Genomic DNA, 21,623 nt, shown 5'->3' on the forward strand with positions numbered 1-21,623 from the left:
AAGTGAAGTTCCAATTACAAACAACAGATGGCCGTGCTCGTCGCGGCAAATTGATTTTTGAACGTGGCGTGGTGGAAACCCCGGCTTTTATGCCGGTGGGGACTTACGGTACGGTCAAAGGCATGACGCCGGAAGAGGTTAAAGACACCGGTGCGCAGATCCTGCTCGGCAATACCTTCCACCTGTGGTTGCGTCCTGGTCAGGAAATTATGAAGCTGCACGGCGATTTGCATGATTTCATGCAGTGGCATGGTCCGATCCTCACCGATTCCGGCGGTTTTCAGGTTTTCAGCCTGGGCGATATCCGCAAAATTACGGAAGAGGGCGTTCACTTCCGTAATCCCATCAATGGCGATGCAATTTTTCTCAGCCCGGAAAAATCAATGGAGATTCAGTATGATCTCGGTTCCGACATCGTCATGATTTTCGATGAGTGTACGCCTTACCCCGCCGACTGGGATTACGCCAAACGCTCGATGGAAATGTCATTGCGTTGGGCCAGGCGCAGTCGTCAGCGTTTCAACGAATTGAATAATCACAACGCGCTGTTCGGCATTATTCAGGGCGGTGTTTACGAAGATTTACGAGATGTATCCGTAAAAGGGCTGGTAGACATTGGTTTTGATGGGTACGCTGTGGGCGGTTTGGCGGTCGGCGAACCGAAAGCGGACATGCATCGCATCCTGGAGCATGTCTGCCCGCAGATACCGGAAGACAAGCCGCGTTATCTGATGGGCGTCGGCAAGCCGGAAGATTTGGTGGAAGGCGTCCGGCGCGGCATTGATATGTTCGACTGTGTCATGCCGACGCGTAATGCGCGTAACGGCCATCTGTTTGTGACTGACGGTGTGGTGAAAATTCGTAATGCCAGACATAAGGATGATGTCAGCCCGCTTGATGAACATTGCGATTGTTATACGTGTCGCCATTATAGCCGCGCTTACTTGCATCATCTTGACCGTTGCAACGAAATACTCGGCGCGCGGCTCAATACCATTCATAATTTGCGTTATTATCAACGTTTGATGGCGGGTTTACGTCAGGCCATTGAAGAGGGTAAATTAGAGCACTTTGTGGTGGAGTTTTACCAACGGATAGGAAAACCCATTCCGCCGCTTGCTGAAAAAGACGTTGCACAGAGCAACTAATGGCTGGCTTTAATGTGGATCCTGTATTATTCAATTTCGTCGTCTTGACAACTTATCTTTTTGACAAAAAAGAGGAAATTTAAATGAGTCTTTTTATCTCCGATGCTGTGGCAGCAACTGGCGCTCCGGCTCAGGGAAGCCCGTACTCTCTGGTTATTATGTTGGCCGTTTTCGGTCTGATTTTCTACTTTATGATCCTGCGTCCTCAACAAAAGCGCGCCAAGGAACACAAAAAGTTAATGGATTCCATCAGCAAAGGCGATGAAGTTTTGACCACCGGCGGTCTGGTAGGCCGTGTGACCAAAGTTTCCGAGACAGGCTACATCGCCATTGCGCTGAACGAAACCAACGAAGTGGTCATCAAACGTGATTTCGTGGCTGCCGTGCTGCCGAAGGGCACTATCAAGGCCCTGTAATTTTTGATTTTCCCGAAGGGAACTGCCGTGTTAAACCGTTATCCTTTGTGGAAGTACCTGATGTTGACTGTGGCTTTGGTCATCGGTCTGCTTTATGCGCTTCCTAACCTATATGGTGAGGATCCGGCGGTACAAGTTACTGGCGCGCGGGGAACCGCCGCCAGCGAAACGACGCTGATCCAAGTCCAGAATGTCCTAAAAGAACAAAATATCACCAGTAAGTCAATTGCATTGGAAAATGGTGCGATTCTGGCTCGCTTCTCTAATCCAGACGTACAGATCCGTGCGCGCGAAGCCCTCCTGAGCGAATTGGGCGACAAGTTTGTGGTGGCGCTCAACCTGGCGCCGGCTACCCCGACCTGGCTGCGCGTTTTGGGCGCGGAGCCGATGAAACTCGGCCTTGATCTGCGCGGCGGCGTGCACTTCCTGATGGAAGTGGATATGGATACGGCGTTGGGTAAACTGCAAGAGCAGGCGATGGACTCTTTGCGCAGCGATCTGCGTGAGAAAAATATTCCTTACGCCGCGGTGCGTAAAACCGACAACTATGGCGTCGAAATCCGTTTCCGCGATGGGCAGACGCGTGATGAAGGCGTCAGCTACCTGACGCCCCGCCACCGTGATTTGGTTATCAGCGGCAGCAGCGGCAATCTACTGCGGGCGGTAATGAGTGATGAACGTCTGCGTGAAGCGCGTGAATATGCCGTTCAGCAGAACATCAATATCCTGCGTAACCGTGTAAACCAACTGGGGGTTGCCGAACCGCTGGTGCAACGTCAGGGCGCGGATCGTATCGTGGTTGAATTGCCGGGTATCCAGGACACCGCGCGGGCCAAAGAAATTTTGGGCGCGACGGCGACGCTGGAATTCAGACTGGTGAACAGCGATGCCGATGCGACCGCGGCGGCCAATGGCCGTGTGCCGGGCGATTCCGAAGTGAAAAACATGCGTGACGGTTCGCCGGTCGTGCTGTTCAAGCGTGTGATTCTGACGGGCGATCACATCACTGATTCAACGTCGAGCACGGATGAATACAACCGTCCGCAGGTGAATATTTCTCTGGACAGCGCCGGCGGCAACACCATGTCCAATTTCACCAAAGACAGCATCGGTAAACTGATGGCGACGCTGTTTGTCGAATACAAAGACAGCGGCAAGAAAGACGCCGCCGGACGTGCGATTCTGGAGAAACAGGAAGAAGTGATCAACGTGGCGACGATCCAGTCGCGTCTGGGGAACAGCTTCCGTATCACCGGCATCGACAATCCGAATGAAGCCCGTCAGCTTTCCCTGTTATTGCGCGCCGGCGCCTTGATTGCGCCTATCCAGATTGTGGAAGAGCGGACCATCGGGCCGACGCTGGGGATGCAGAACATTACTCAGGGTCTGGAAGCCTGTTTGTGGGGCTTGATCGCATCTATTGTCTTTATGGTGGTCTACTACCGTAAATTCGGCGTGATTGCGACAACCGCGCTGATAGCGAATCTGGTGATGATCGTCGGCATCATGTCGCTGTTGCCGGGGGCGACGTTAACCATGCCGGGTATTGCCGGTATTGTATTGACGCTGGCGGTAGCCGTTGATGCGAACGTATTGATAAACGAGCGTATTAAGGAAGAACTGAGAAACGGACGTTCAGTTCAGCAAGCGATTCACGAAGGTTACAAAGGCGCATTCTCCAGTATCGTGGATGCCAACCTGACGACCTTGATTACTGCCGTGATCCTTTACGCTGTGGGTACGGGTTCAATCAAAGGTTTTGCCATCACCACGGCAATCGGGGTTGCGACCTCGATGTTTACGGCGATCGTCGGTACTCGTGCCATCGTTAACCTGCTTTACGGCGGCAAACGCATTAATAAGCTGTCAATCTGAGGAGTGCGTTGTGGCACAGGATTATACTGTTGAACAACTAAACTACGGACGCAAGGTATATGACTTTATGCGTTGGGACAATGTGGCGTTCCTGATTTCAGGTTCGTTGTTGATCCTTTCGCTGATCGTCATGGGCGTGCGTGGTTTTAACTGGGGTTTGGACTTCACCGGCGGTACGGTGATTGAGATCAACCTCGAAAAACCCGCCGATCTGGATCAGATCCGTGATTCGCTGGAAAAGGCCGGTTTTAATGATCCGCTGATCCAGAATTTTGGCAGCAGCCGTGATGTTATGGTGCGTATGCCGCCAAGCGTAGGCACATCCGGTCAGGAGTTGGGTAGCCGGGTGTTGAGCGTGATCAACGCCGGGACGGAACAAAACGCGACGGTAAAACGTATCGAGTTTGTCGGCCCCAGCGTGGGCAACGATCTGGCGCAGGCCGGCGGCATGGCGCTGCTGAGCGCGTTGATCTGTATCCTGATCTATGTCGGCTTCCGCTTTGAGTGGCGTCTGGCGCTGGGGGCGGTGATTGCGCTGGCGCATGATGTGATTATCACGCTGGGGGTATTGTCGCTTTTCAAGATAGAGATTGATCTGACGATCGTCGCCTCGTTGATGTCGGTTATCGGCTACTCGCTGAACGACAGCATCGTGGTGTCGGACCGTATTCGTGAGAACTTCCGCAAGATCCGTCGCGGGACATCTTATGAAATCATGAATATCTCGCTGACCCAGACGCTGAGCCGTACCATCATGACCTCCGCCACCACGCTGGTGGTGGTGTTGATGCTGTATATCTTTGGCGGCGCGATGCTGGAAGGCTTCTCGCTGGCGATGCTGATCGGCGTGTCGATCGGTACGGTGTCTTCCATCTATGTCGCATCGGCATTAGCGTTGAAGCTGGGTATGAAGCGCGAACACTTGCTGATACAGAAGGTTGAAAAAGAGGGCGCGGATCAGCCTTCGATTCTGCCTTAATCAGTCAGAATGCAATTTAAACCCCGCCGCGCGCGGGGTTTTTTACGTCTGAAGTTAACCGGATCACGGTGCTTCGATGGCCGCGACGGGCGGCGGCGGCGGTACTTCTTCCAGACGATGTAAACGAATAAAGCCTAACTGTTCCGGTGACAATCCGCTGAGGCGTAGTTCAACCACCGCTTCAGGTTTTGGTAACAGCGTGGGTGTGACGATAAATGATTGCGTCTGTATATCACGGATTAATGGCTTGCCGCTGACGGGATCGATTTGTCCCCAGTCGAGTTGCGCGCTGAAGGCCGGAAGACCGATCGCGTCGCTGGTGCGAATATGCAGCAAGGCACGTGTGCCGTTGGCTTCGGGTTCGACATGGCTGAGTGAGATATTGAGTTTGCCAATGCTGCTCTGCAAAATCGCATGACTTTGCGCGGCTGGGAACAGATACACGCCGGAAGTCGACTGAATATTCAGTGAGTTCTGTTGTTCCAGCGCGATAGCCTGGTCAGTAAGTGTTTGCAACTGCTGATTTAACTGACTCAACTGAGTCTGTAATGCTGGCGCCTGGCGTTGTTGCGTGCAGCCAGCCAGGGTAAATAAAGCGGGTAAAATCGCCAACATACGATATCGGGTTCGGGTTCTCATCTCTGTTGTTCCCCTTGGATGTTTTATTAATACTAATCCTTGATTCCTTTTTCTGACAGTGTAGCTGTGATTACGGGCAAGTCATAGACGACCGGCTTGTTTCATGCTGTTGCCTGAGCATGCGAGTCCCTTCGCAACAACGCGCAGGAGTTTTGGTTACTCGCTTAATTCAGGGTAAACTATCTGTACGTAAAGGATTCCTGGTCAGAAAACATCATGCATTGCCCATTTTGTTCTGCTGTTGATACCAAAGTTATTGATTCCCGCCTGGTGGGTGAGGGCTCGCAGGTGCGCCGACGTCGGCAATGCCTGATGTGTAATGAGCGTTTTACCACATTCGAAATCGCGGAGTTGGTCATGCCCCGCATCATAAAAAGCAACGATGTGCGTGAGCCTTTCAACGAGGATAAATTACGTAGCGGTATGCTTAAGGCGCTGGAAAAACGGCCTGTCAGTTCCGATGATGTCGAGATGGCGATCAATCACATCAAATCTCACTTACGCGCCACGGGCGAGCGTGAAGTAACCGCCAAAATGGTGGGCAATCTGGTCATGGATGCGCTTAAAAAACTGGATAAGGTGGCTTATATCCGGTTTGCATCGGTGTATCGCAGCTTTGAGGATATTCGTGAATTTGGTGAAGAAATTGCCCGCTTGCAGGATTAAACCCGATGTAAAGGTTTATTGGTCGTCAAAAACAAGAGGTTCAGGGAATGGTTATTCCACAATGTAAAGCGATGCCGACGCACGATGAGCCATACATGGCCAGGGCGCTTGAACTGGCGCGTCTTGGCCGTTTTACCACTTCCCCAAATCCGAATGTCGGCTGTGTGATTGTGCGTGACGGCGAAATTGTCGGGGAGGGCTATCACCTGCGCGCGGGGGAGCCTCATGCGGAAGTGCATGCGCTGCGGATGGCGGGAGAGCGAGCACGTGGCGCGACCGCGTATGTCACGCTGGAGCCATGTAGTCATCATGGCAGAACCCCGCCTTGTGCTGATGCGTTGATCGCCGCAGGGGTCGCACGCGTTGTCGCCGCGATGCAGGACCCAAACCCACAGGTGGCGGGACGCGGTTTGCATCGTCTGCAACAGGCCGGTATCGAGGTGAGTCACGGCCTGATGATGTCTGAAGCGGAGAGCATTAATCCTGGTTTTCTGAAGCGAATGCGCACCGGACTGCCTTATGTGCGTTTGAAAATGGCGGCGTCGCTGGATGGACGAACGGCGATGGCGTCTGGCGAAAGCCAGTGGATCACCTCGGTGCAGGCACGGCATGACGTTCAGCGTTTTCGTGCCGAAAGCGCCGCAATTCTGAGCAGCAGCGCAACCGTACTGGCCGACGATCCCTCATTAACGGTGCGTTGGCCGGAACTGGATGCACAGACGCAGCGGGTTTACCTACCAGCGCATGTCCGTCAGCCTGTTCGTATTATTGTTGATAGCCAACAGCGTGTAACGCCACAGCATCGGGTTATTTCTCAGCCAGGTCAAACCTGGCTGGCGCGTCTTCAGCAGGATGAACAACGTTGGCCTGACAGTGTCGAACAATTGCGGTTGCCGCCGCACCACGGTGGTGTGGATTTGGTCGCATTAATGATGATCCTCGGTCAGCGACAGCTTAACTCGGTGTGGGTTGAGGCCGGGGCGACGCTGGCGGGCGCCTTACTTAACGCGGGCGTTGTCGACGAGCTTATCGTGTATCTCGCGCCGAAGCTTTTAGGCGATGGCGCCCGTCCGTTGTGCGTGTTGCCGGGATTGAGCGAACTGTCGCAGGCACCAGCGTTTACCATTAATGATGTCCGCCAGATAGGGCCGGACCTGCGTTTACGATTGATGCCGAAAACGTGACCGCCAGACAAAACCGGATACGTAATCGGAAGAATATGATAGAATCCGCCCCCCTGCGGGGTATAAGACCAGATAAAGGAAAGCTATGAACGTTATTGAAGGTGTTGTTGCTACTCCTGATGCCCGCGTGGCGATTGCAATTGCGCGTTTTAACCACTTCATTAATGACAGCCTGTTAGAAGGCGCGATCGATGCATTAAAGCGTATTGGCCAGGTGAAAGACGACAATATAACCGTGGTCTGGGTGCCAGGCGCCTATGAATTGCCTTTAGCCGTGCGTGCGTTGACCAAGAGTTCGGCAAATGGCGGCTATGATGCGGTGGTTGCGCTGGGAACGGTTATCCGTGGCGGAACCGCCCATTTTGAATTTGTTGCCGGCGAATGCAGTTCCGGTTTGTCTCAGGTTGCCATGAGCAGTGAAATCCCCGTTGCATTTGGGGTGCTGACCACGGAAAGCATTGAGCAGGCGATTGAACGTGCTGGCACGAAAGCGGGTAATAAAGGCGCAGAAGCCGCCTTGACCGCGCTGGAAATGATTAATGTATTAAAAGCGATATCTTGAATAATTCGAGTTGCAGGAAAGCCAACGCGCCTGCAACTTGGATATATCAAGTAAGCCTGATTATTAAGTTAAGGGGAAGTCCGTGAAACCTGCTGCTCGTCGCCGCGCCCGTGAATGTGCGGTTCAAGCGCTTTATTCCTGGCAGTTGTCTCAGAACGATATTGCCGATATTGAACACCAATTCCTGAGCGAGCAGGATGTCAAAGATGTCGACATCACCTATTTTCGTGAGTTGCTGGCAGGGGTGTCTACTCAGGCTGAGAAGCTTGATCTGTTGATGGCGCCTTTTCTGTCACGTCAGCTTGATGAACTGGGGCAGGTGGAAAGAGCTATTCTGCGTCTGGCGATGTTTGAACTCAGTAAGCGCGACGATGTTCCCTACAAGGTGGCGATTAATGAGGCCATCGAACTGGCTAAGGTGTTTGGTGCGGAGGATAGCCATAAGTTTGTAAATGGCGTACTCGACAAAGCCGCGCCATCTGTAAGAAAAGTAAAGAAATAAGTGAGTCAGGGCCGGATATCCGGCCCTGATCTCGTGTGGATTAACGCTGGCTGGAAAGGTTATGGTTGAAGGTGAGTTTGACCTTATTGCCCGCTATTTCAATCGGGTCGGAAGTTCACGTCGGGATGTTGAATTAGGTATCGGTGATGATTGCGCATTGCTGACGGTGGCTGAAAAGCAATGGCTGGCGGTGAGTACCGATACGCTGGTATCAGGTATTCATTTTCTTCCCGGTATTAATCCCGCTGATTTGGGTTACAAATCATTAGCGGTGAATCTTAGCGATCTGGCCGCGATGGGAGCCGATCCCGCCTGGCTGTCTCTGGCCATCACTCTGCCTGAAAACAAAAGCGACTGGCTTTGTGCCTATAGCGATAGCCTGTTCGAGTTACTCGACTATTACGGTATGCAACTTATCGGCGGCGATACGACGCACGGCCCGTTAAGCCTGACGCTGACGGTTCACGGTCTGGTTCCTGCGGGACGGGCGCTAACCCGGCGGGGCGCGCGGATCGGCGATTGGATTTATGTGACGGGGTCATTGGGTGACAGCGCCGCTGGACTGGCGATCCTTCAGAACCGATTACATATTGCCGATAGCGAAACCCGGCAAGCGTTGCTTCAACGCCATTTACGCCCGCAACCAAGAATACTGCAAGGGCAGGCGCTGCGCGATCTGGCGAGTTCGGCGATTGATATTTCCGATGGTTTGATTTCTGATTTGCAACATATCCTGAAAGCCAGTGAATGTGGCGCACGCATTAATGTGGATGCACTCCCTCAATCTCCCTGGTTGCGCGGTTGTGTGGAGGAACGGCGCATTGATGCGGATCAGGCGCTGCGTTGGACCTTATCCGGTGGTGAGGATTACGAACTGTGCTTTACCGTACCTGAGATTAATCGCGGCGCTTTGGATATCGCGCTCGGACACGCTGGCGCGGACTATACGTGTATCGGGCAAATCGGGCCTTCATCTGAGGGATTACGATTCTTCCAGGGTGAGAAAGAAATTGAGTTTAACTGGAAGGGTTATGACCATTTTAGCGAGCAAAACTAAAGTGCCTGACACCGCCAGGCAACGGCTGCATCTGGCTAATCCATGGCATCTGTTGGCGACCGGATTCGGCAGCGGTTTGTCACCCTGGATGCCTGGCACAATGGGCTCGCTGGCGGCGATCCCATTGTGGTATCTGATATCATTTTTGCCACTTGAGCTTTACTCGCTGCTGGTGATGTTCAGCATCTGTATCGGCGTGTATCTGTGTCATCAGACGGCCAAAGATATGGGCGTGCACGATCACGGCAGCATCGTCTGGGACGAGTTTGTCGGCATGTGGATAACGTTGATGGCGCTGCCGGTGAATGAGTGGCAATGGGTTGCGGCGGGTTTTGTGGTATTTCGTGGCCTGGATATCTGGAAACCGTGGCCTATCCGCTGGTTTGATCGCAATGTTCACGGCGGCATGGGGATCATGATTGATGATATTGTCGCCGGCGTCATTGCCGCCGGGGTTCTGTATGGCATGGGATATTATTGGCTGTAATCAACAGCGGCGATGTGCCAGGAAAGCGTGCTTATTACCAGCGGTTAGGTAAATTATTCCAGACTTGCTGTGCTGCGAGTTGGTGGGATACGGTTGATTGCGCAATGTCATCCATCGTTCTGGCGTTGACGTTATCCGATGAATAGCGGGTGCTTGGGTCTTTAGCAACGATTTTCTCGTCGCTCATTCTGGCCACAATAATGGGTTGATAGAAACGTTGTAGAAGATTCGCGCCTATCTGGGGATATTGTCTCGCCGTGAGGAATTGGTCGACTTCCGCAGTGCTAATATGATTTATGCTATTCAATTCCTGAGCGATAGGTAAAGGCGCTGCGTTGGGCGCTCTTTGGTATTGAATGGTGCTGGAAGGATTGCGTTTGATGCTCTGATCCAGCGTCGTTGCCGCAGGATATCTGACCCAGGGATCGACGACCACCGTGTTTTTCTCTCCCCAGGTTTGATCGCGCGGATCGCCGATAAGGACATATATATGATCCCAATCATTGTCGTTTAGCAACAGCACTGGCGCATTGATTTGCTTTTGCGCCAGCAATGTGTAGCTCACATCGGCCATTTCGTTACAGTTACCAGCCTGATAACGAGCCGCCATTAATGCATTAGGGATGGCGGCGGCCTTTTCGGTTGTCTCTCTGTGCATTTTCACTCGCGCCGAACTTTCTCCGCCGGTATAAACCATTTCCACTTTTTGGTTCCCCGCGCCGTAAGGCATCATCATTTTGGTTTTACGTAACGTTTCCTGCGCCAGTTGCAGGTGCTCCATGGTGGATGAGTTCACGCGGATGTGTTTGCCTTCATAAGCGCCGATGCCCAATTCCTGGGCGCTGACGGCCTCATGTAATTTGACGACGGGCTCCTGATTGAAATGTTCCAGCGGATTTACTGTAACGCCACCGGGAAAATATCTGTTGTGTGAAGCGTTAATCATATGTTTCTCTTTTTAAATTCAAATAGCCGAAAATCTATTTAAAGTTCATCCCTGTATACGGTATGCCGCATGGCCTATTTCTTGGCGGAGATGGTTTCCATTTGTTGGTCTATCCACTCGTTCAACTTTAATGCTGTGTTGATAAAGGTGCCCACCAGTTGATAAGTCTCTGCCTGATCCAACTCAGCCAGTGCCTGCCGGCATGAAAGCATGATCTGCATCTTGTGGATGTCAAAGCCGATATTGAAAACCGGATGTTTAGTGTTCCACATGTTCATGGATAGCAGCGATAGCAGCACATGATGAGGGATCGTCTCTACTTCTGTGAATGTTGCTGCCGGGCTTAAGATATTCAGGTATTCCGGCTGATTGCCCAACAGAAAAACCTGCATCCCATTTTCCAGCGTAATGATATAGACGTCATGTCCGCTTTCCGCTGCCTTGGCTGCATTAATCTGGTACTGCTTCATTAATTTGGCTATGACGAAATGAAAGCCACGCATATTACTCATGCTGTCTCCCCTTTTTAATTCTGGGTGGCAAGGCAACGTTTGTGGTTCCGTCTGAATGATAAAAAATGGGAAGGGCGCGGAATAACGGAGATGTTAACGTTATTCCGCGATTGAGGCGGTGTTCAGGCCTGCCATGCCGCGATGCGGTTCTCAATGCCTGATGCATCCAGACCGAGATCGGCACGAATTTCTTCCTGACTGCCCTGTGGAATAAATGTATCCGGCAGACCAAGGTTAAGCACGCGGATAGCAAGACGTTTCGCCATCACGAGCTCGTTAACGCCGCTACCCGCGCCGCCCATCATGGCGTTTTCTTCCAGCGTGACAAACGATTGATGCGTCGCGGCCAGTTCCAGAATCAACGCTTCATCCAGTGGTTTGACAAAACGCATATCCACTAGCGTCGCGTTCAGTCTATCGGCCACTTTGTGCGCTTCGGGCAGCAGCGTGCCGAAGTTAAGGATGGCGAGATTTTCTCCCTGCCGCCGGACGATGCCTTTGCCAATCGGCAACTCAACCAACGGGGTCAGTTCCGCTCCCGTACCGCTGCCGCGCGGGTAGCGCACCGCCGTTGGGCCTTTCTGATAGTGATAGCCGGTGTGGAGCATCTGACGGCACTCGTTTTCGTCGCTGGGCGTCATGATGATCATATTCGGGATGCAGCGTAAAAAAGAAAGATCGAATGCGCCTTGATGGGTTTGTCCATCCGCACCGACAATACCGCCGCGATCGATGGCGAACATTACCGGTAAATTCTGAATGGCGACGTCATGGATGACTTGATCATAGGCGCGCTGCAAGAAGGTGGAGTAAATGGCGACAACCGGATTATAGCCGCCCACCGCCAGACCTGCGGCAAAAGTAACGGCGTGTTGTTCAGCAATCGCCACATCAAAGTATTGCTGTGGATAGTCTTTTGAGAATTGCACCATGCCTGAGCCTTCACGCATGGCCGGCGTGACGGCCATCAGTTTGCTGTCTTTGGCGGCGGTTTCCTGTAGCCATTGACCGAAAATCTGCGAATATGTCGGCAACGCGCCGTCTTTGCTTTTCGGTAAGATGCCGCTGGCAGGATCAAACTTCGGCACGGCATGCCAGCTAATCGGGTCCTGCTCGGCTGGCGCGTAGCCTTTGCCTTTTTTGGTCATGATATGCAGCAGTTGCGGACCTTTCAGACCGCGCATATTTTTCAAGGTCTGAGCCAGCGCCTGCACATCGTGACCGTCAACCGGGCCAATATAATTAAAGCCAAGCTCTTCAAACAGCGTACCCGGCACCACCATGCCTTTCAGGTGCTCTTCGGTGCGTTTCACCAGTTCCTTGATCGGCGGCAGGCCGGACAGCACTTTTTTACCGCTTTCGCGCAGGCTGGCGTAGAGCTTGCCGGACAGCAATTGCGCCAGGTGATTGTTCAGCGCCCCGACGTTTTCCGAAATTGACATTTCATTGTCGTTCAACACCACCAACAGATCAGAGCGGATATCACCCGCGTGGTTCATGGCTTCAAAAGCCATACCCGCGGTGATCGCGCCATCGCCGATAACACAGACGGTGCGACGGCCTTTTCCCTCACGCTCGGCGGCGACGGCCATCCCTAATCCGGCGCTGATGGAGGTTGATGAGTGACCGACGCTTAATACATCGTATTCGCTTTCATCGCGCCACGGGAAGGGATGCAGGCCGCCTTTCTGACGGATGGTGGAGATACGATCGCGGCGTCCGGTCAGGATCTTGTGCGGGTAGGCCTGATGTCCCACATCCCACACCAGATGATCGAAAGGCGTGTTGTAGACATAATGCAAGGCAACTGTGAGTTCAACCGTCCCTAATCCTGAGGCAAAATGACCGCTTGAACGGCTGACGCTGTCCAGCAAATATTGACGAAGTTCATCACACAGCTTCGGCAGACTTTCTTTCGGCAACAGGCGAAGTTCATCAGGTGTTTCCACTATCGCCAGAGTAGGATATTTCGCTGTATCAAAACGCATTAGAGACTCATTCAGAGGTTTTTATACCTTTTATTTTTCAAAATGTTGCGATACCGGCTGTTCCTGCTGTCTGATCGCATATCGAAAGCTATCGGGTATTAGGTTGATATTTATTACTTATCGCGCTCAACGATGAAATTCGCCAGCGCCTGTAATGGCGCGATGTCCAACGGTATCGGACTGGATGCCGCTAAATCATCTAAAGCGTCCAGTGATTCCCGATAGAGGTCCCGGGCTTTCTCACGCGCCTTCTCCAGCCCCAATAAGCCGGGATAAGTGCTTTTACCCAATTGTTGATCGGCACCCTGATGCTTGCCAAGCGTGGCGGTATCGCCCACCACATCCAAAATATCGTCCTGTACCTGAAAGGCCAGGCCGATAGCGTTGGCATAACGATCGAGATGGGGCAATGCGTCCCGACCCTTTTCGCCTGCCGCCAACGCGCCCAGCCTTACCGCCGCTCTGATCAAGGCGCCCGTCTTGTGACGGTGAATTTGCTCCAGCGCGGCTAAATCCACTTGATGGCCTTCCGCGGCCAGATCCAGCGCCTGTCCGCCACACATACCGGCCACGCCGCTGGCCTGCGCCAGTTCTGACAGCATCGCCAGCCGATCGCGATCGGCGACCTGCGGCATGGGGACATCGGCCAAAATAGAAAAGGCCAGCGTTTGCAGCGCATCGCCAGCCAGAATAGCGCTGGCTTCGCCAAATTTAATGTGGCAGGTCGGCTGACCGCGGCGCAGATCATCATCGTCCATTGCCGGCAGGTCATCATGGATTAACGAATAGGCATGAATACATTCCACCGCTGCGGCTGGCGCATCCAGGCTTGCCAAAGACACGCCGAACAGTTCACCCGTGCTATAGACCAGAAATGGCCGCAGCCGTTTGCCGCCTAACAATGCACCATAACCCATGGCGTTAACCAGTGGACTACTCTGAAAGGGAAGGGCGGCGAGATAGCGGCTTAATACACGGTTTGTACGCTGATAGTGAGCATTCAACTGCGTGGTGAAATCGATCATAGCGATTCACTATCCGGGCTAAACGGTGACAAAGTTGCATCAGGTTCGTCGCTCAGCAGGATCTGTACCCGTTGTTCCGCCTGCTGCAATGTTTGCTGACCCTGACGCGCCAACTGTATTCCATGCTCAAACGCATTTAGCGCCTCTTCCAACGGCAACTCGCCCGATTCGAGCCGGGTAACGATTTTTTCCAGTTCGCTCAGTGCGTTTTCAAAGCTGACTGGCAGCTCTGTTTTCTTGGGCATAGGTTTTGAGTCCTGGTTTATACACTGCGACCTTGATCGCGGCATAGCATTATTTTGCGTTTGATCACCCATGGATGACCATACGATTATACGGTGAAAGCGCACAGTATAGCTTCATATAATGATATACTCCGCGCCCTGGATGCTATGGGTAAAATCCTCCTTAGTGATGCTGATTTTACCGATAACGTGATTTTAGTGCTCAGCGGTGAATTTATTTACCTCTGTCTGACCAAGTAACGACAGCCACCATGAAGTTTATCATTAAATTGTTCCCGGAAATCACCATCAAAAGTCAATCCGTGCGGTTGCGCTTTATCAAAATTCTAACCGGTAACATTCGCAACATCTTAAAACACCATGATGAAACACTGGCGGTTGTCCGTCATTGGGATCATATCGAAGTTCGGGCAAAAGAAGAAAGCCAGCGCAAAGCCATCCTGGATGCACTGACGCGGATCCCTGGTATCCACCACATTCTTGATGTTGAGGAGCGAACCTATACCGATGTTCACGACATTTTTGAGCAGACGCTGGCGCTGTATCGTGAGCAACTGGTCGGAAAAACCTTCTGTGTGCGGGTAAAACGCCGCGGTAAGCATGAGTTTAGCTCTCAGGACGTAGAACGCTATGTCGGCGGCGGCCTTAATCAGCATATCGAAACGGCGCGAGTGAACCTCACATCGCCGCAGATGACGGTTCATCTGGAAATCGATCAGGATCGTCTGCTGCTGATTAACGCCCGCCATGAGGGACTCGGCGGCTTCCCTATCGGGACGCAAGAGGATGTGCTGTCGCTGATTTCGGGCGGTTTTGATTCGAGCGTATCCAGCTATATGTTGATGCGTCGCGGCTGCCGCGTACATTACTGCTTTTTTAATCTGGGCGGCGCGGCGCATGAAATTGGCGTTAAACAGGTGGCGCACTATTTATGGAATCGTTATGGCAGTTCGCACCGGGTGCGCTTTATCGCCATTGATTTTGAGCCGGTGGTCGGTGAGATCCTGGAGAAAGTCGACGATGGTCAGATGGGCGTGGTACTTAAACGCATGATGGTGCGTGCGGCGTCGCAGATGGCGGAACGCTATGGGGTGCAGGCGCTGGTGACGGGAGAAGCGCTTGGTCAGGTTTCCAGCCAGACGCTCACTAATCTGCGTTTGATTGATAACGCGTCAGATACGCTGATTTTGCGTCCGCTGATTTCCCATGACAAAGAGCACATCATCAAGCAAGCGCGTGAACTGGGTACGGAAGATTTCGCCAAAACGATGCCGGAATATTGTGGCGTGATCTCCAAAAGCCCGACGGTAAAAGCGGTGAGGTCGAAAATTGAAGAGGAAGAAAGCCACTTTGATTTTGCGATCCTGGAGCGTGTCGTCCGCGAAGCCCGCAATATTGATATCCGTGAAATTGCCGAGCAAACCCGGCAGGAAGTGGTTGAAGTGGAAACCGTGGTAGCATTTGCGCCGACAGATGTGCTGCTGGATATCCGCGCGCCCGATGAACAGGAAGATAAGCCGTTGTCACTGACGGAGGTTGAAGTCAAGGCGCTGCCGTTCTATAAGCTGAGCACGCAGTTCGGCTCTCTGGATCAGAATAAAACCTATCTGCTCTATTGCGAGCGCGGCGTGATGAGCCGCTTGCAGGCGCTTTATCTACGTGAGCAAGGGTTCACTAACGTAAAAGTGTATCGCCCGTAAGCGCACCGACCCGCCCTGATCATGGGATCTGGGCGCGGATTGTTTTATGCGCGATAAAGCTTTAGACATTTCACCCGATTTTCATACGCCTCAAGTCGCTGTTTAAGCTGTACTTTATTTTTAGAGGCGACACAATGCAGCAACGTTTTTCATAGCTATCCAGCCATTGCCCCAGCACGCCGCTGTATAAATCCAGAAATTCAACATCCGAGTGGACAAGGGACAAGCGATTGGAGAAATCCTCCACTATCCCGCGGATGGTCTGAAAACCACAGATAAACACTTTCTCCGCATGGCGGACGCGATCAACAATCTCCAGCCAATGCTGGCTGCCAAGCTGCTCCCAGAATTTCACCAGCGCATCGATCTCTTTATTGAGATGAATGCTCAAGTCATCCGATTGCTGCTCAACCCGTGACAGCAATGTGGTATTCAACAATGACTGAACCCGGACGTCATCACGCAGACCCTTTTTCAGTCCTTGTAATCCTTTATAGCCGAGGCGTCGTAGAAATCGGCTGACGGTATTGGGGCTAACGTCACTTATCAGCGGGGATCTGTCAGGCGCTTGATCCCCAAGCGCTTTACCGGCTGTTGAAAGCGGCGAACCCTGCCGTGGTTTGTTAACGGAGATGTATACTTCGGGATTGCCTGGTTTGATTGGAAGGGCGGCGATCAATCCCGATAGTTGTAAATACCGGGCGGCAGTACCAGTTGTGCGGCGACTTCCGCCGCTTTTTCCCTGCCCAGCAACAGGTCGATCAGTTTCAGCGCAAAATCCATGCTGGTTCCCGGCCCTTGGGTGGTTAAGAGATTGACGCGTGGATCGTAAACCACCCGTTTTTCCATCCATTTTTCGGCGGCGATCTTATCTTTTAAATCCGGGAAACCGGTCATGTTGCCGACTGGGAAAAGCTGATGGTATTCAAGCACCAGCGCGGGCGTTGCACACATCGCCGCCACAATTTTTCCATCCTGATGGGCCTGACGAATACACGCCACCAGAATTGGACTATCCCGAAAACATTCGGCTCCTTTTAGTCCGCCGGGTAACACCAGCGCATCAAAATGACGATCCGCAACTTTCACCAACGGCGCATCCGCCAGTAATCGCACGCCGCGAGAACAGGTGATTTCCAGGTTACCGTCATTGGCGACGCTGGCAAGCGTGACCTGAATTCCCGCTCTGACCAGCAGGTCGATAGTCGTGACGGCTTCGGTTTCTTCACTACCAGGCGCCAGACATACCAGTACCGATGCGCTCATATTCATTTTCCTTACGCTTGATTTGTTCAAAGAGGCGGTTGTTTTCGGGCAGCGTCAGGCCGTGGACGCGAGCTCGACGCAACAGATAACCGGTAATGTAGTCAATTTCGGTATGACGCTGCGCGATGATGTCTTGCAGCATTGATGACGTATTGGCTGCCGTATTCTGAATGATCTGGCCAATGTAGAGGTGCAAACTGTCGCGCGACGTATGGAATCCTTCGCGATCCATCACATCGGCAATTTCCTGACAAAGCGTTTGGATCTGCTCGGAATAAGCCTGTAATTCACCATTGGTGCAATGGTAGATGGCGGTCAACGGATTGATGACGCAGTTCGCGGCCAGTTTAAGCCAGCAAGTCGCCGTGATGTTATTGTGCCAGGCGACGTCAGGTAATGCCTGATGCAGAAGTTCGGCAAACTGGCTTTGCTGTTCGCCATTCTTCAGCGAACCGATATGGGTGGTGCCGGCGGCCACATGAACTACCGTGGTGGCATCGCGCCGCGCCGCGTGGGTGGTCACGCCGACAATCAATGGTTGCTGGTGTGCCGGCAATTCTTCAAGCGTACCCATGCCGTTATGCAACAGCAAAATGGTGCAACGCGGATTGAGTTGTGGCAACAATGCGGCGACGGCATTGGAAACCTGCCAGGCTTTCAGCGTTACCAGCAAGAGTTCGCTGTGCTTCAGATGATCGGGATCGTTCGCCGTCAGGTTCAGATTACAGTGATGACCATTCAGCATAGTCACATTAACGGGGCAAAAAGGTTGCGGAATACGTAGCCACCCCTGAACATCGTGTCCCTGTTGATGCAGGGCGGCAAGCCATAACTGACCGAGGGCGCCGCAACCAAGAACGGTTATTTTCATTGGACTCTCCCTTTGTAATTGATACGGGAACGGTCGTTTTTATGCCGGTCATACGCACACAGTGCGTTTTCCAATATCAGAGGCTATGGGCAAATCAGGTTAACAGAGTAAAATTTGAGCGCAATAAATCTGATCGCGACGCGCATATTGTTTATGCATATTGTTTATAACAACAGAGCGGTTATTATGCTCGCCGGATCAAACTTGTCAGGAGAACAATTATGCCATCTTTCGATATTGTTTCGGAAATTGATATGCAGGAAGTCCGCAATGCGGTGGAAAACGCGACGCGAGAGCTCAGCACCCGTTGGGATTTCCGAAATGTTCCAGCCAGCTTTGAACTGAATGAAAAATCACAGAGTATCAAGGCAGCCAGCGAGTCGGATTTTCAGGTGCAGCAATTGATCGATATCTTACGTGAGAAGTTGATGAAGCGCGGCATTGAAGGCGGATCTCTGGAAGTGCCTGAAGAAATGGATCATAGCGGGAAAACCTACAGTGTTGAGGCTAAACTGAAGCAGGGTATTGAAAGCTCGTTGGCGAAAAAGATTGTGAAACTGATTAAAGACAGCAAGCTGAAAGTACAGGCGCAGATTCAGGGTGAACAGATCCGCGTGACGGGGAAATCTCGTGACGATTTGCAAGGAGCAATGGCGTTGGTGCGTGGCGCCGATTTGGGCCAGCCGTTTCAGTTCACCAATTTCCGCGATTAACTGGTTTTCAGGTCAGCGTAAGCTGGCCAGTTTGATTTACCGGAGGCCGTTGCTTCGCAACATTGAAAATCGCTCCTGGCGATTTTTTATCGCGGGCTATCCCTGCCCGCTCCCCTTCGGGCCGTTGCTTCGCAACGTTAAAAATCGCTCCTGGCGATTTTTTATAACGGGCTGACCAATTGTTCCAGTTGTTTTCTGCTGGTTTTCTTGTTGTCGATTTTGACGTAAGCGCTGTACTCATCAGGCACGATGACCACTTCGGCCACGCCTGGTTGAGTGCGCATTTTCTGCTCAAGTGCGCTATCCCTTAATGCCAAATCGGAAAGCGTAATTCTGAGGCTGCTCAGGTAGGGCGGCTCCTGCATGGTAAATCCGATCAGTAACCAGATAACGGCAATTGCGGCGCCCGCGATAAATACCCAAGACGCCCCGTACAGTTCAAAAATTCCTCCACCCAGACTGCCGCCTAGCGCAACGCCAATAAATTGCGTGGTCGAGTAGACGCCCATCGCCGTACCTTTATAGCCCGCAGGGGATTCTTTACTGATGAGTGACGGCAGTAGGGCCTCCATCACATTGAAGGCCAGAAAGAACAACTGTACTCCGAAAATAATCTGCCAGAGATGGCTTCCCGCCTGCCATAGCACCAGTTCAGCCGCGATAAGGACGCCGATGCAACCGACAAAAACCTGCTTCATCCGCCGTTTTAATTCGGCATAAATGATAAACGGCACGACTCCGGCGAATGAGATCAGCATGGTAACCAGATAGACTTTCCAGTGGTCCTGCGCGGGCAAACCTGCTTGTTCAAGCACCCGTGGCAAGGCAACGAAACTGGACATCAGCAAGGTATGCAAACACATAATGCCGAAGTTCAGTTTTAGCAACCGGCTATTAGCCAACACCTTATGAAAACCGCCCTGAACAATGGCCGATTCCCGATTGAGGATATGTGCCGGCGCTGCGGGGATCATGGTGAGCGTGATGACGATCCCCAGCAGAGACAGAACCGCGATACCCCAGAAAAGCGCCTGCAAGCCAAATGCATGGGTGACGATAGGGCCGACAACCATGGCGATGGCAAAGGTGACGCCAAAGCTGACGCCAATAAACGCCATAGCTTTGGTGCGGTTCTGTTCGCGAGTCAGATCGGAAAGCAGAGCCATGACAGCCGCGGAAATCGCGCCTGAACCCTGTAAAGCCCGACCAAGAATAATCCCCCAGATTGAATCACTGAGGGCGGCAATAATGCTGCCCAGCGCGAAAATCAGCAATCCCCCGACGATTAACGGTTTTCTGCCCACCCGATCCGACAACAGTCCGAACGGGATCTGAAAAACCGCCTGCATCAGACCATAGATGCCGATCGCGATACCGATAAGCGTTTCACTGGCGCCTTGCAGCGCCATGCCATAGGTGGTCAGTACTGGCAACACCATAAACATGCCGAGCATACGCAGCGAAAATACCGTTCCCAAACCCCATGTGGCGCGCAACTCGCCTGACGTCATCTTGTTATCGTTCATTCATACCTCTGGAAAACTGTCGGCGCTATTCTAGTTCTTTATTCGGCATACCGTAAACGATATCCCTTTCATCGTTCAATTGGGCGGGACTGTTGGCTTCATTATCCGGCAAACGGCATTAAAACGGCGGGCCATAGCCTCACTGGGGCTGGCGCAAATCATTTGCGACTTATTCAGCGGCGATTAAGACGATGAATATTGGGTAGGGCATCACGGGTTGGTGATGGTCGGATCGGCTGGATGGCGTTTCTTTTATAATTTCTCCCAGTCAGAATCCAGAGAGTGAGGATACTTAACCATTTCCCAGGTTTGGTTATCCATTTCTGGCGCTTTCCCCGTTGTATATATTCGCGCTGCTTTTACGACACTGGCTTCGACGCCATAGAGTGAGTCAAATTTTTTTTTATCCGCTTCGATATTAAAACTATACAATTTATTCTGTTGTCCATCGATGACAATCCCGCCGCCGCTGTGATGCACAAAATTCATACAATGACTAAAGTTTCTGTTTTTTAGTGGTACGGCGATGATGGCCCTCTCGCCCTGTTTAATGTTGGATAAAAGTAATTTAGAAACAGAGGATTGTGCGGTAACGGCATGTTGTTGCATCATTGCGATGTCCTCGTCCAATGTTCCCGCCTCTGCTTTCTCTGCCACATAGAAGGTATTGTAATTATTGCTAACCATCGCATTGATATTCAGATCCACCGCTTTACTGCAATAAATACAATTACGATTAAAGGAAAAATTAGCATCCTTCATAAAAGCCGTAAGATTAGCCAACATTTTCCATTTTGTATGTGGGTTGACGTGTTTTGATATATAGTTAAACCCTTCCAACATGCTGTATTTTGCCTCGGATTCAAATTTTGCCGACAGGTGTGCATGTTCTGCTAAGCCAGCTTTAAAGTCAGGTTTATCAAGTATATTTTTATATAATGTCGAAACATAACTTGAAGAGGCTAACGATATTTCCTCGAAGTGTCCTGAGTCTTGATAAGCTGAAATGCCTTTCATTAATCCCCTCCTTGTTTTTCTTTCACCGTAGCAAAGAACCACGTTCATTTTCTCTGAGTGGCCCGGCGTAAAAGAAGTTCCCGACAGTAGATAATCGGTTATCGCTTTGTCGGATGATGTGGCAAGACGAGAAAAACGCGAACAGAAATAAAAAATCGCTGGGAGCGATTTTCAACGTTGCGAAGCAATGGCCCGAAGGGAAGCGGGCAGGGATAGCCCGCGATAAAAAATCGCTGGGAGCGATTTTCAACGTTGCGAAGCAATGGCCCGAAGGGAAGCGGGCAGGGATAGCCCGCGAT

General features: G+C 51.9%; 24 protein-coding genes. 13 read left to right on the forward strand and 11 right to left on the reverse strand.

Annotated elements, in window-relative coordinates; genetic code table 11:
- Nucleotides 1–2: 2 nt before the first annotated feature.
- The 4 genes from tgt to secF all read left to right on the forward strand — a co-directional run bounded on the left by tgt (nt 3) and on the right by secF (nt 4,418).
- Nucleotides 3–1,148, forward strand: a complete 1,146-nt coding sequence (gene tgt / locus NC856_RS11320; protein WP_264090535.1) for a tRNA guanosine(34) transglycosylase Tgt — start codon at nt 3–5, stop codon at nt 1,146–1,148.
- Between the two features lie 83 nt (nt 1,149–1,231).
- Entirely contained in the window at nt 1,232–1,564 is a 333-nt protein-coding gene (gene yajC, locus NC856_RS11325; RefSeq protein ID WP_012773703.1) for a preprotein translocase subunit YajC, read from the forward strand.
- A 27-nt stretch (nt 1,565–1,591) separates the two neighbouring features.
- Nucleotides 1,592–3,439 (forward strand): protein translocase subunit SecD, encoded by a 1,848-nt coding sequence (gene secD / locus NC856_RS11330; protein ID WP_264090536.1) that lies wholly within the window; start codon nt 1,592–1,594, stop codon nt 3,437–3,439.
- A gap of 10 nt (nt 3,440–3,449) precedes the next feature.
- On the forward strand, nt 3,450–4,418 hold the full coding sequence (gene secF / locus NC856_RS11335; RefSeq protein WP_264090537.1) for a protein translocase subunit SecF: 969 nt from the start codon (nt 3,450–3,452) through the stop codon (nt 4,416–4,418).
- 63 nt (nt 4,419–4,481) lie between these two features.
- Here secF and NC856_RS11340 read toward each other — a convergent pair whose 3' ends face one another.
- Complete coding sequence (locus NC856_RS11340) at nt 4,482–5,057, reverse strand: SadB/YajI family lipoprotein (RefSeq protein WP_264090538.1); 576 nt, start codon at nt 5,055–5,057, stop codon at nt 4,482–4,484.
- Nucleotides 5,058–5,273: 216 nt separating this feature from the next.
- Here NC856_RS11340 and nrdR point away from each other — a divergent pair, with 216 nt between their 5' ends.
- From nrdR to pgpA, 6 genes are all read left to right on the forward strand, one after another.
- Nucleotides 5,274–5,723, forward strand: a complete 450-nt coding sequence (gene nrdR, locus NC856_RS11345; protein WP_113864799.1) for a transcriptional regulator NrdR — start codon at nt 5,274–5,276, stop codon at nt 5,721–5,723.
- Nucleotides 5,724–5,770: 47 nt separating this feature from the next.
- Nucleotides 5,771–6,907 (forward strand): bifunctional diaminohydroxyphosphoribosylaminopyrimidine deaminase/5-amino-6-(5-phosphoribosylamino)uracil reductase RibD, encoded by a 1,137-nt coding sequence (ribD, locus tag NC856_RS11350; protein ID WP_404802325.1) that lies wholly within the window; start codon nt 5,771–5,773, stop codon nt 6,905–6,907.
- A gap of 85 nt (nt 6,908–6,992) precedes the next feature.
- Nucleotides 6,993–7,469 carry a 6,7-dimethyl-8-ribityllumazine synthase gene (gene ribH, locus NC856_RS11355; protein ID WP_264090539.1) on the forward strand — a complete coding sequence of 159 codons (477 nt, stop codon included), beginning with the start codon at nt 6,993–6,995 and terminating at the stop codon, nt 7,467–7,469.
- Nucleotides 7,470–7,551: 82 nt separating this feature from the next.
- Nucleotides 7,552–7,971: a transcription antitermination factor NusB gene (nusB, locus tag NC856_RS11360; protein WP_264090540.1), complete on the forward strand. Its 420-nt coding sequence runs from the start codon at nt 7,552–7,554 to the stop codon at nt 7,969–7,971.
- Between the two features lie 61 nt (nt 7,972–8,032).
- On the forward strand, nt 8,033–9,028 hold the full coding sequence (thiL, locus tag NC856_RS11365) for a thiamine-phosphate kinase (RefSeq protein ID WP_264090541.1): 996 nt from the start codon (nt 8,033–8,035) through the stop codon (nt 9,026–9,028).
- Nucleotides 9,003–9,515, forward strand: coding sequence for a phosphatidylglycerophosphatase A (gene pgpA / locus NC856_RS11370; RefSeq protein WP_264090542.1), 513 nt, complete (start codon nt 9,003–9,005; stop codon nt 9,513–9,515). Before thiL ends, pgpA begins: the two co-directional genes overlap by 26 nt.
- A gap of 34 nt (nt 9,516–9,549) precedes the next feature.
- On the opposite strand, the gene NC856_RS11375 is transcribed toward pgpA, so the two are convergent.
- The 5 genes from NC856_RS11375 to xseB all read right to left on the reverse strand — a co-directional run bounded on the left by NC856_RS11375 (nt 9,550) and on the right by xseB (nt 14,231).
- The gene (locus tag NC856_RS11375; RefSeq protein WP_264090544.1) at nt 9,550–10,461 is read right to left on the reverse strand and encodes a hypothetical protein; all 912 of its coding nucleotides are present in this window, start codon (nt 10,459–10,461) and stop codon (nt 9,550–9,552) included.
- A 74-nt stretch (nt 10,462–10,535) separates the two neighbouring features.
- A complete protein-coding gene (locus NC856_RS11380; protein WP_264090545.1) occupies nt 10,536–10,973 on the reverse strand; it encodes a CesT family type III secretion system chaperone in 438 nt (145 codons plus the stop codon).
- A gap of 122 nt (nt 10,974–11,095) precedes the next feature.
- Nucleotides 11,096–12,961: a 1-deoxy-D-xylulose-5-phosphate synthase gene (gene dxs, locus NC856_RS11385; protein WP_264090546.1), complete on the reverse strand. Its 1,866-nt coding sequence runs from the start codon at nt 12,959–12,961 to the stop codon at nt 11,096–11,098.
- Between the two features lie 113 nt (nt 12,962–13,074).
- Nucleotides 13,075–13,983 (reverse strand): (2E,6E)-farnesyl diphosphate synthase, encoded by a 909-nt coding sequence (gene ispA / locus NC856_RS11390; RefSeq protein ID WP_264090558.1) that lies wholly within the window; start codon nt 13,981–13,983, stop codon nt 13,075–13,077.
- Nucleotides 13,983–14,231, reverse strand: coding sequence for an exodeoxyribonuclease VII small subunit (gene xseB / locus NC856_RS11395; RefSeq protein ID WP_264090547.1), 249 nt, complete (start codon nt 14,229–14,231; stop codon nt 13,983–13,985). The genes ispA and xseB overlap by 1 nt, the downstream gene beginning before the upstream one ends.
- Before the next feature lie 251 nt (nt 14,232–14,482).
- Here xseB and thiI point away from each other — a divergent pair, with 251 nt between their 5' ends.
- Nucleotides 14,483–15,931 (forward strand): tRNA uracil 4-sulfurtransferase ThiI, encoded by a 1,449-nt coding sequence (thiI, locus tag NC856_RS11400; RefSeq protein WP_264090548.1) that lies wholly within the window; start codon nt 14,483–14,485, stop codon nt 15,929–15,931.
- A gap of 70 nt (nt 15,932–16,001) precedes the next feature.
- Here the strand turns inward: thiI and NC856_RS11405 are convergent, their stop codons facing one another.
- The 3 genes from NC856_RS11405 to panE form a co-directional block, all read right to left on the reverse strand.
- Nucleotides 16,002–16,370, reverse strand: a complete 369-nt coding sequence (locus NC856_RS11405) for a hypothetical protein (protein WP_264090549.1) — start codon at nt 16,368–16,370, stop codon at nt 16,002–16,004.
- A 236-nt stretch (nt 16,371–16,606) separates the two neighbouring features.
- Nucleotides 16,607–17,197: a protein deglycase YajL gene (gene yajL / locus NC856_RS11410; RefSeq protein ID WP_264090550.1), complete on the reverse strand. Its 591-nt coding sequence runs from the start codon at nt 17,195–17,197 to the stop codon at nt 16,607–16,609.
- Nucleotides 17,160–18,068: a 2-dehydropantoate 2-reductase gene (panE, locus tag NC856_RS11415; protein WP_264090551.1), complete on the reverse strand. Its 909-nt coding sequence runs from the start codon at nt 18,066–18,068 to the stop codon at nt 17,160–17,162. The genes yajL and panE overlap by 38 nt, the downstream gene beginning before the upstream one ends.
- Nucleotides 18,069–18,289: 221 nt before the next feature.
- On the opposite strand from panE, the gene NC856_RS11420 reads away from it, so the two are divergent.
- Nucleotides 18,290–18,781: a YajQ family cyclic di-GMP-binding protein gene (locus NC856_RS11420; RefSeq protein ID WP_113864781.1), complete on the forward strand. Its 492-nt coding sequence runs from the start codon at nt 18,290–18,292 to the stop codon at nt 18,779–18,781.
- Nucleotides 18,782–18,942: 161 nt separating this feature from the next.
- On the opposite strand, the gene NC856_RS11425 is transcribed toward NC856_RS11420, so the two are convergent.
- Entirely contained in the window at nt 18,943–20,307 is a 1,365-nt protein-coding gene (locus NC856_RS11425; RefSeq protein ID WP_264090552.1) for an MFS transporter, read from the reverse strand.
- A gap of 252 nt (nt 20,308–20,559) precedes the next feature.
- On the reverse strand, nt 20,560–21,324 hold the full coding sequence (locus tag NC856_RS11430; RefSeq protein ID WP_264090553.1) for a hypothetical protein: 765 nt from the start codon (nt 21,322–21,324) through the stop codon (nt 20,560–20,562).
- Between the two features lie 113 nt (nt 21,325–21,437).
- On the opposite strand from NC856_RS11430, the gene NC856_RS11435 reads away from it, so the two are divergent.
- Nucleotides 21,438–21,623: hypothetical protein (locus NC856_RS11435; protein WP_264090554.1), on the forward strand; the 186-nt coding region annotated here is incomplete at its 3' end.

Source organism: Brenneria izbisi, assembly GCF_025840185.1.
Lineage (GTDB): Bacteria > Pseudomonadota > Gammaproteobacteria > Enterobacterales > Enterobacteriaceae > Brenneria > Brenneria izbisi.

Coding starts and splice junctions, on each gene's coding strand:
- NC856_RS11375 (WP_264090544.1), bottom strand. CDS start 10,461: ATGATTAACGCTTCACACAACAGATATTTTCCCGGTGGCGTTACAGTA.
- yajL (WP_264090550.1), bottom strand. CDS start 17,197: ATGAGCGCATCGGTACTGGTATGTCTGGCGCCTGGTAGTGAAGAAACC.
- pgpA (WP_264090542.1), top strand. CDS start 9,003: ATGACCATTTTAGCGAGCAAAACTAAAGTGCCTGACACCGCCAGGCAA.
- thiI (WP_264090548.1), top strand. CDS start 14,483: ATGAAGTTTATCATTAAATTGTTCCCGGAAATCACCATCAAAAGTCAA.
- ribH (WP_264090539.1), top strand. CDS start 6,993: ATGAACGTTATTGAAGGTGTTGTTGCTACTCCTGATGCCCGCGTGGCG.
- thiL (WP_264090541.1), top strand. CDS start 8,033: ATGGTTGAAGGTGAGTTTGACCTTATTGCCCGCTATTTCAATCGGGTC.
- NC856_RS11340 (WP_264090538.1), bottom strand. CDS start 5,057: ATGAGAACCCGAACCCGATATCGTATGTTGGCGATTTTACCCGCTTTA.
- NC856_RS11430 (WP_264090553.1), bottom strand. CDS start 21,324: ATGAAAGGCATTTCAGCTTATCAAGACTCAGGACACTTCGAGGAAATA.
- NC856_RS11380 (WP_264090545.1), bottom strand. CDS start 10,973: ATGAGTAATATGCGTGGCTTTCATTTCGTCATAGCCAAATTAATGAAG.
- panE (WP_264090551.1), bottom strand. CDS start 18,068: ATGAAAATAACCGTTCTTGGTTGCGGCGCCCTCGGTCAGTTATGGCTT.
- xseB (WP_264090547.1), bottom strand. CDS start 14,231: ATGCCCAAGAAAACAGAGCTGCCAGTCAGCTTTGAAAACGCACTGAGC.
- nrdR (WP_113864799.1), top strand. CDS start 5,274: ATGCATTGCCCATTTTGTTCTGCTGTTGATACCAAAGTTATTGATTCC.
- yajC (WP_012773703.1), top strand. CDS start 1,232: ATGAGTCTTTTTATCTCCGATGCTGTGGCAGCAACTGGCGCTCCGGCT.
- NC856_RS11420 (WP_113864781.1), top strand. CDS start 18,290: ATGCCATCTTTCGATATTGTTTCGGAAATTGATATGCAGGAAGTCCGC.
- ribD (WP_404802325.1), top strand. CDS start 5,771: ATGGTTATTCCACAATGTAAAGCGATGCCGACGCACGATGAGCCATAC.
- NC856_RS11425 (WP_264090552.1), bottom strand. CDS start 20,307: ATGAACGATAACAAGATGACGTCAGGCGAGTTGCGCGCCACATGGGGT.
- dxs (WP_264090546.1), bottom strand. CDS start 12,961: ATGCGTTTTGATACAGCGAAATATCCTACTCTGGCGATAGTGGAAACA.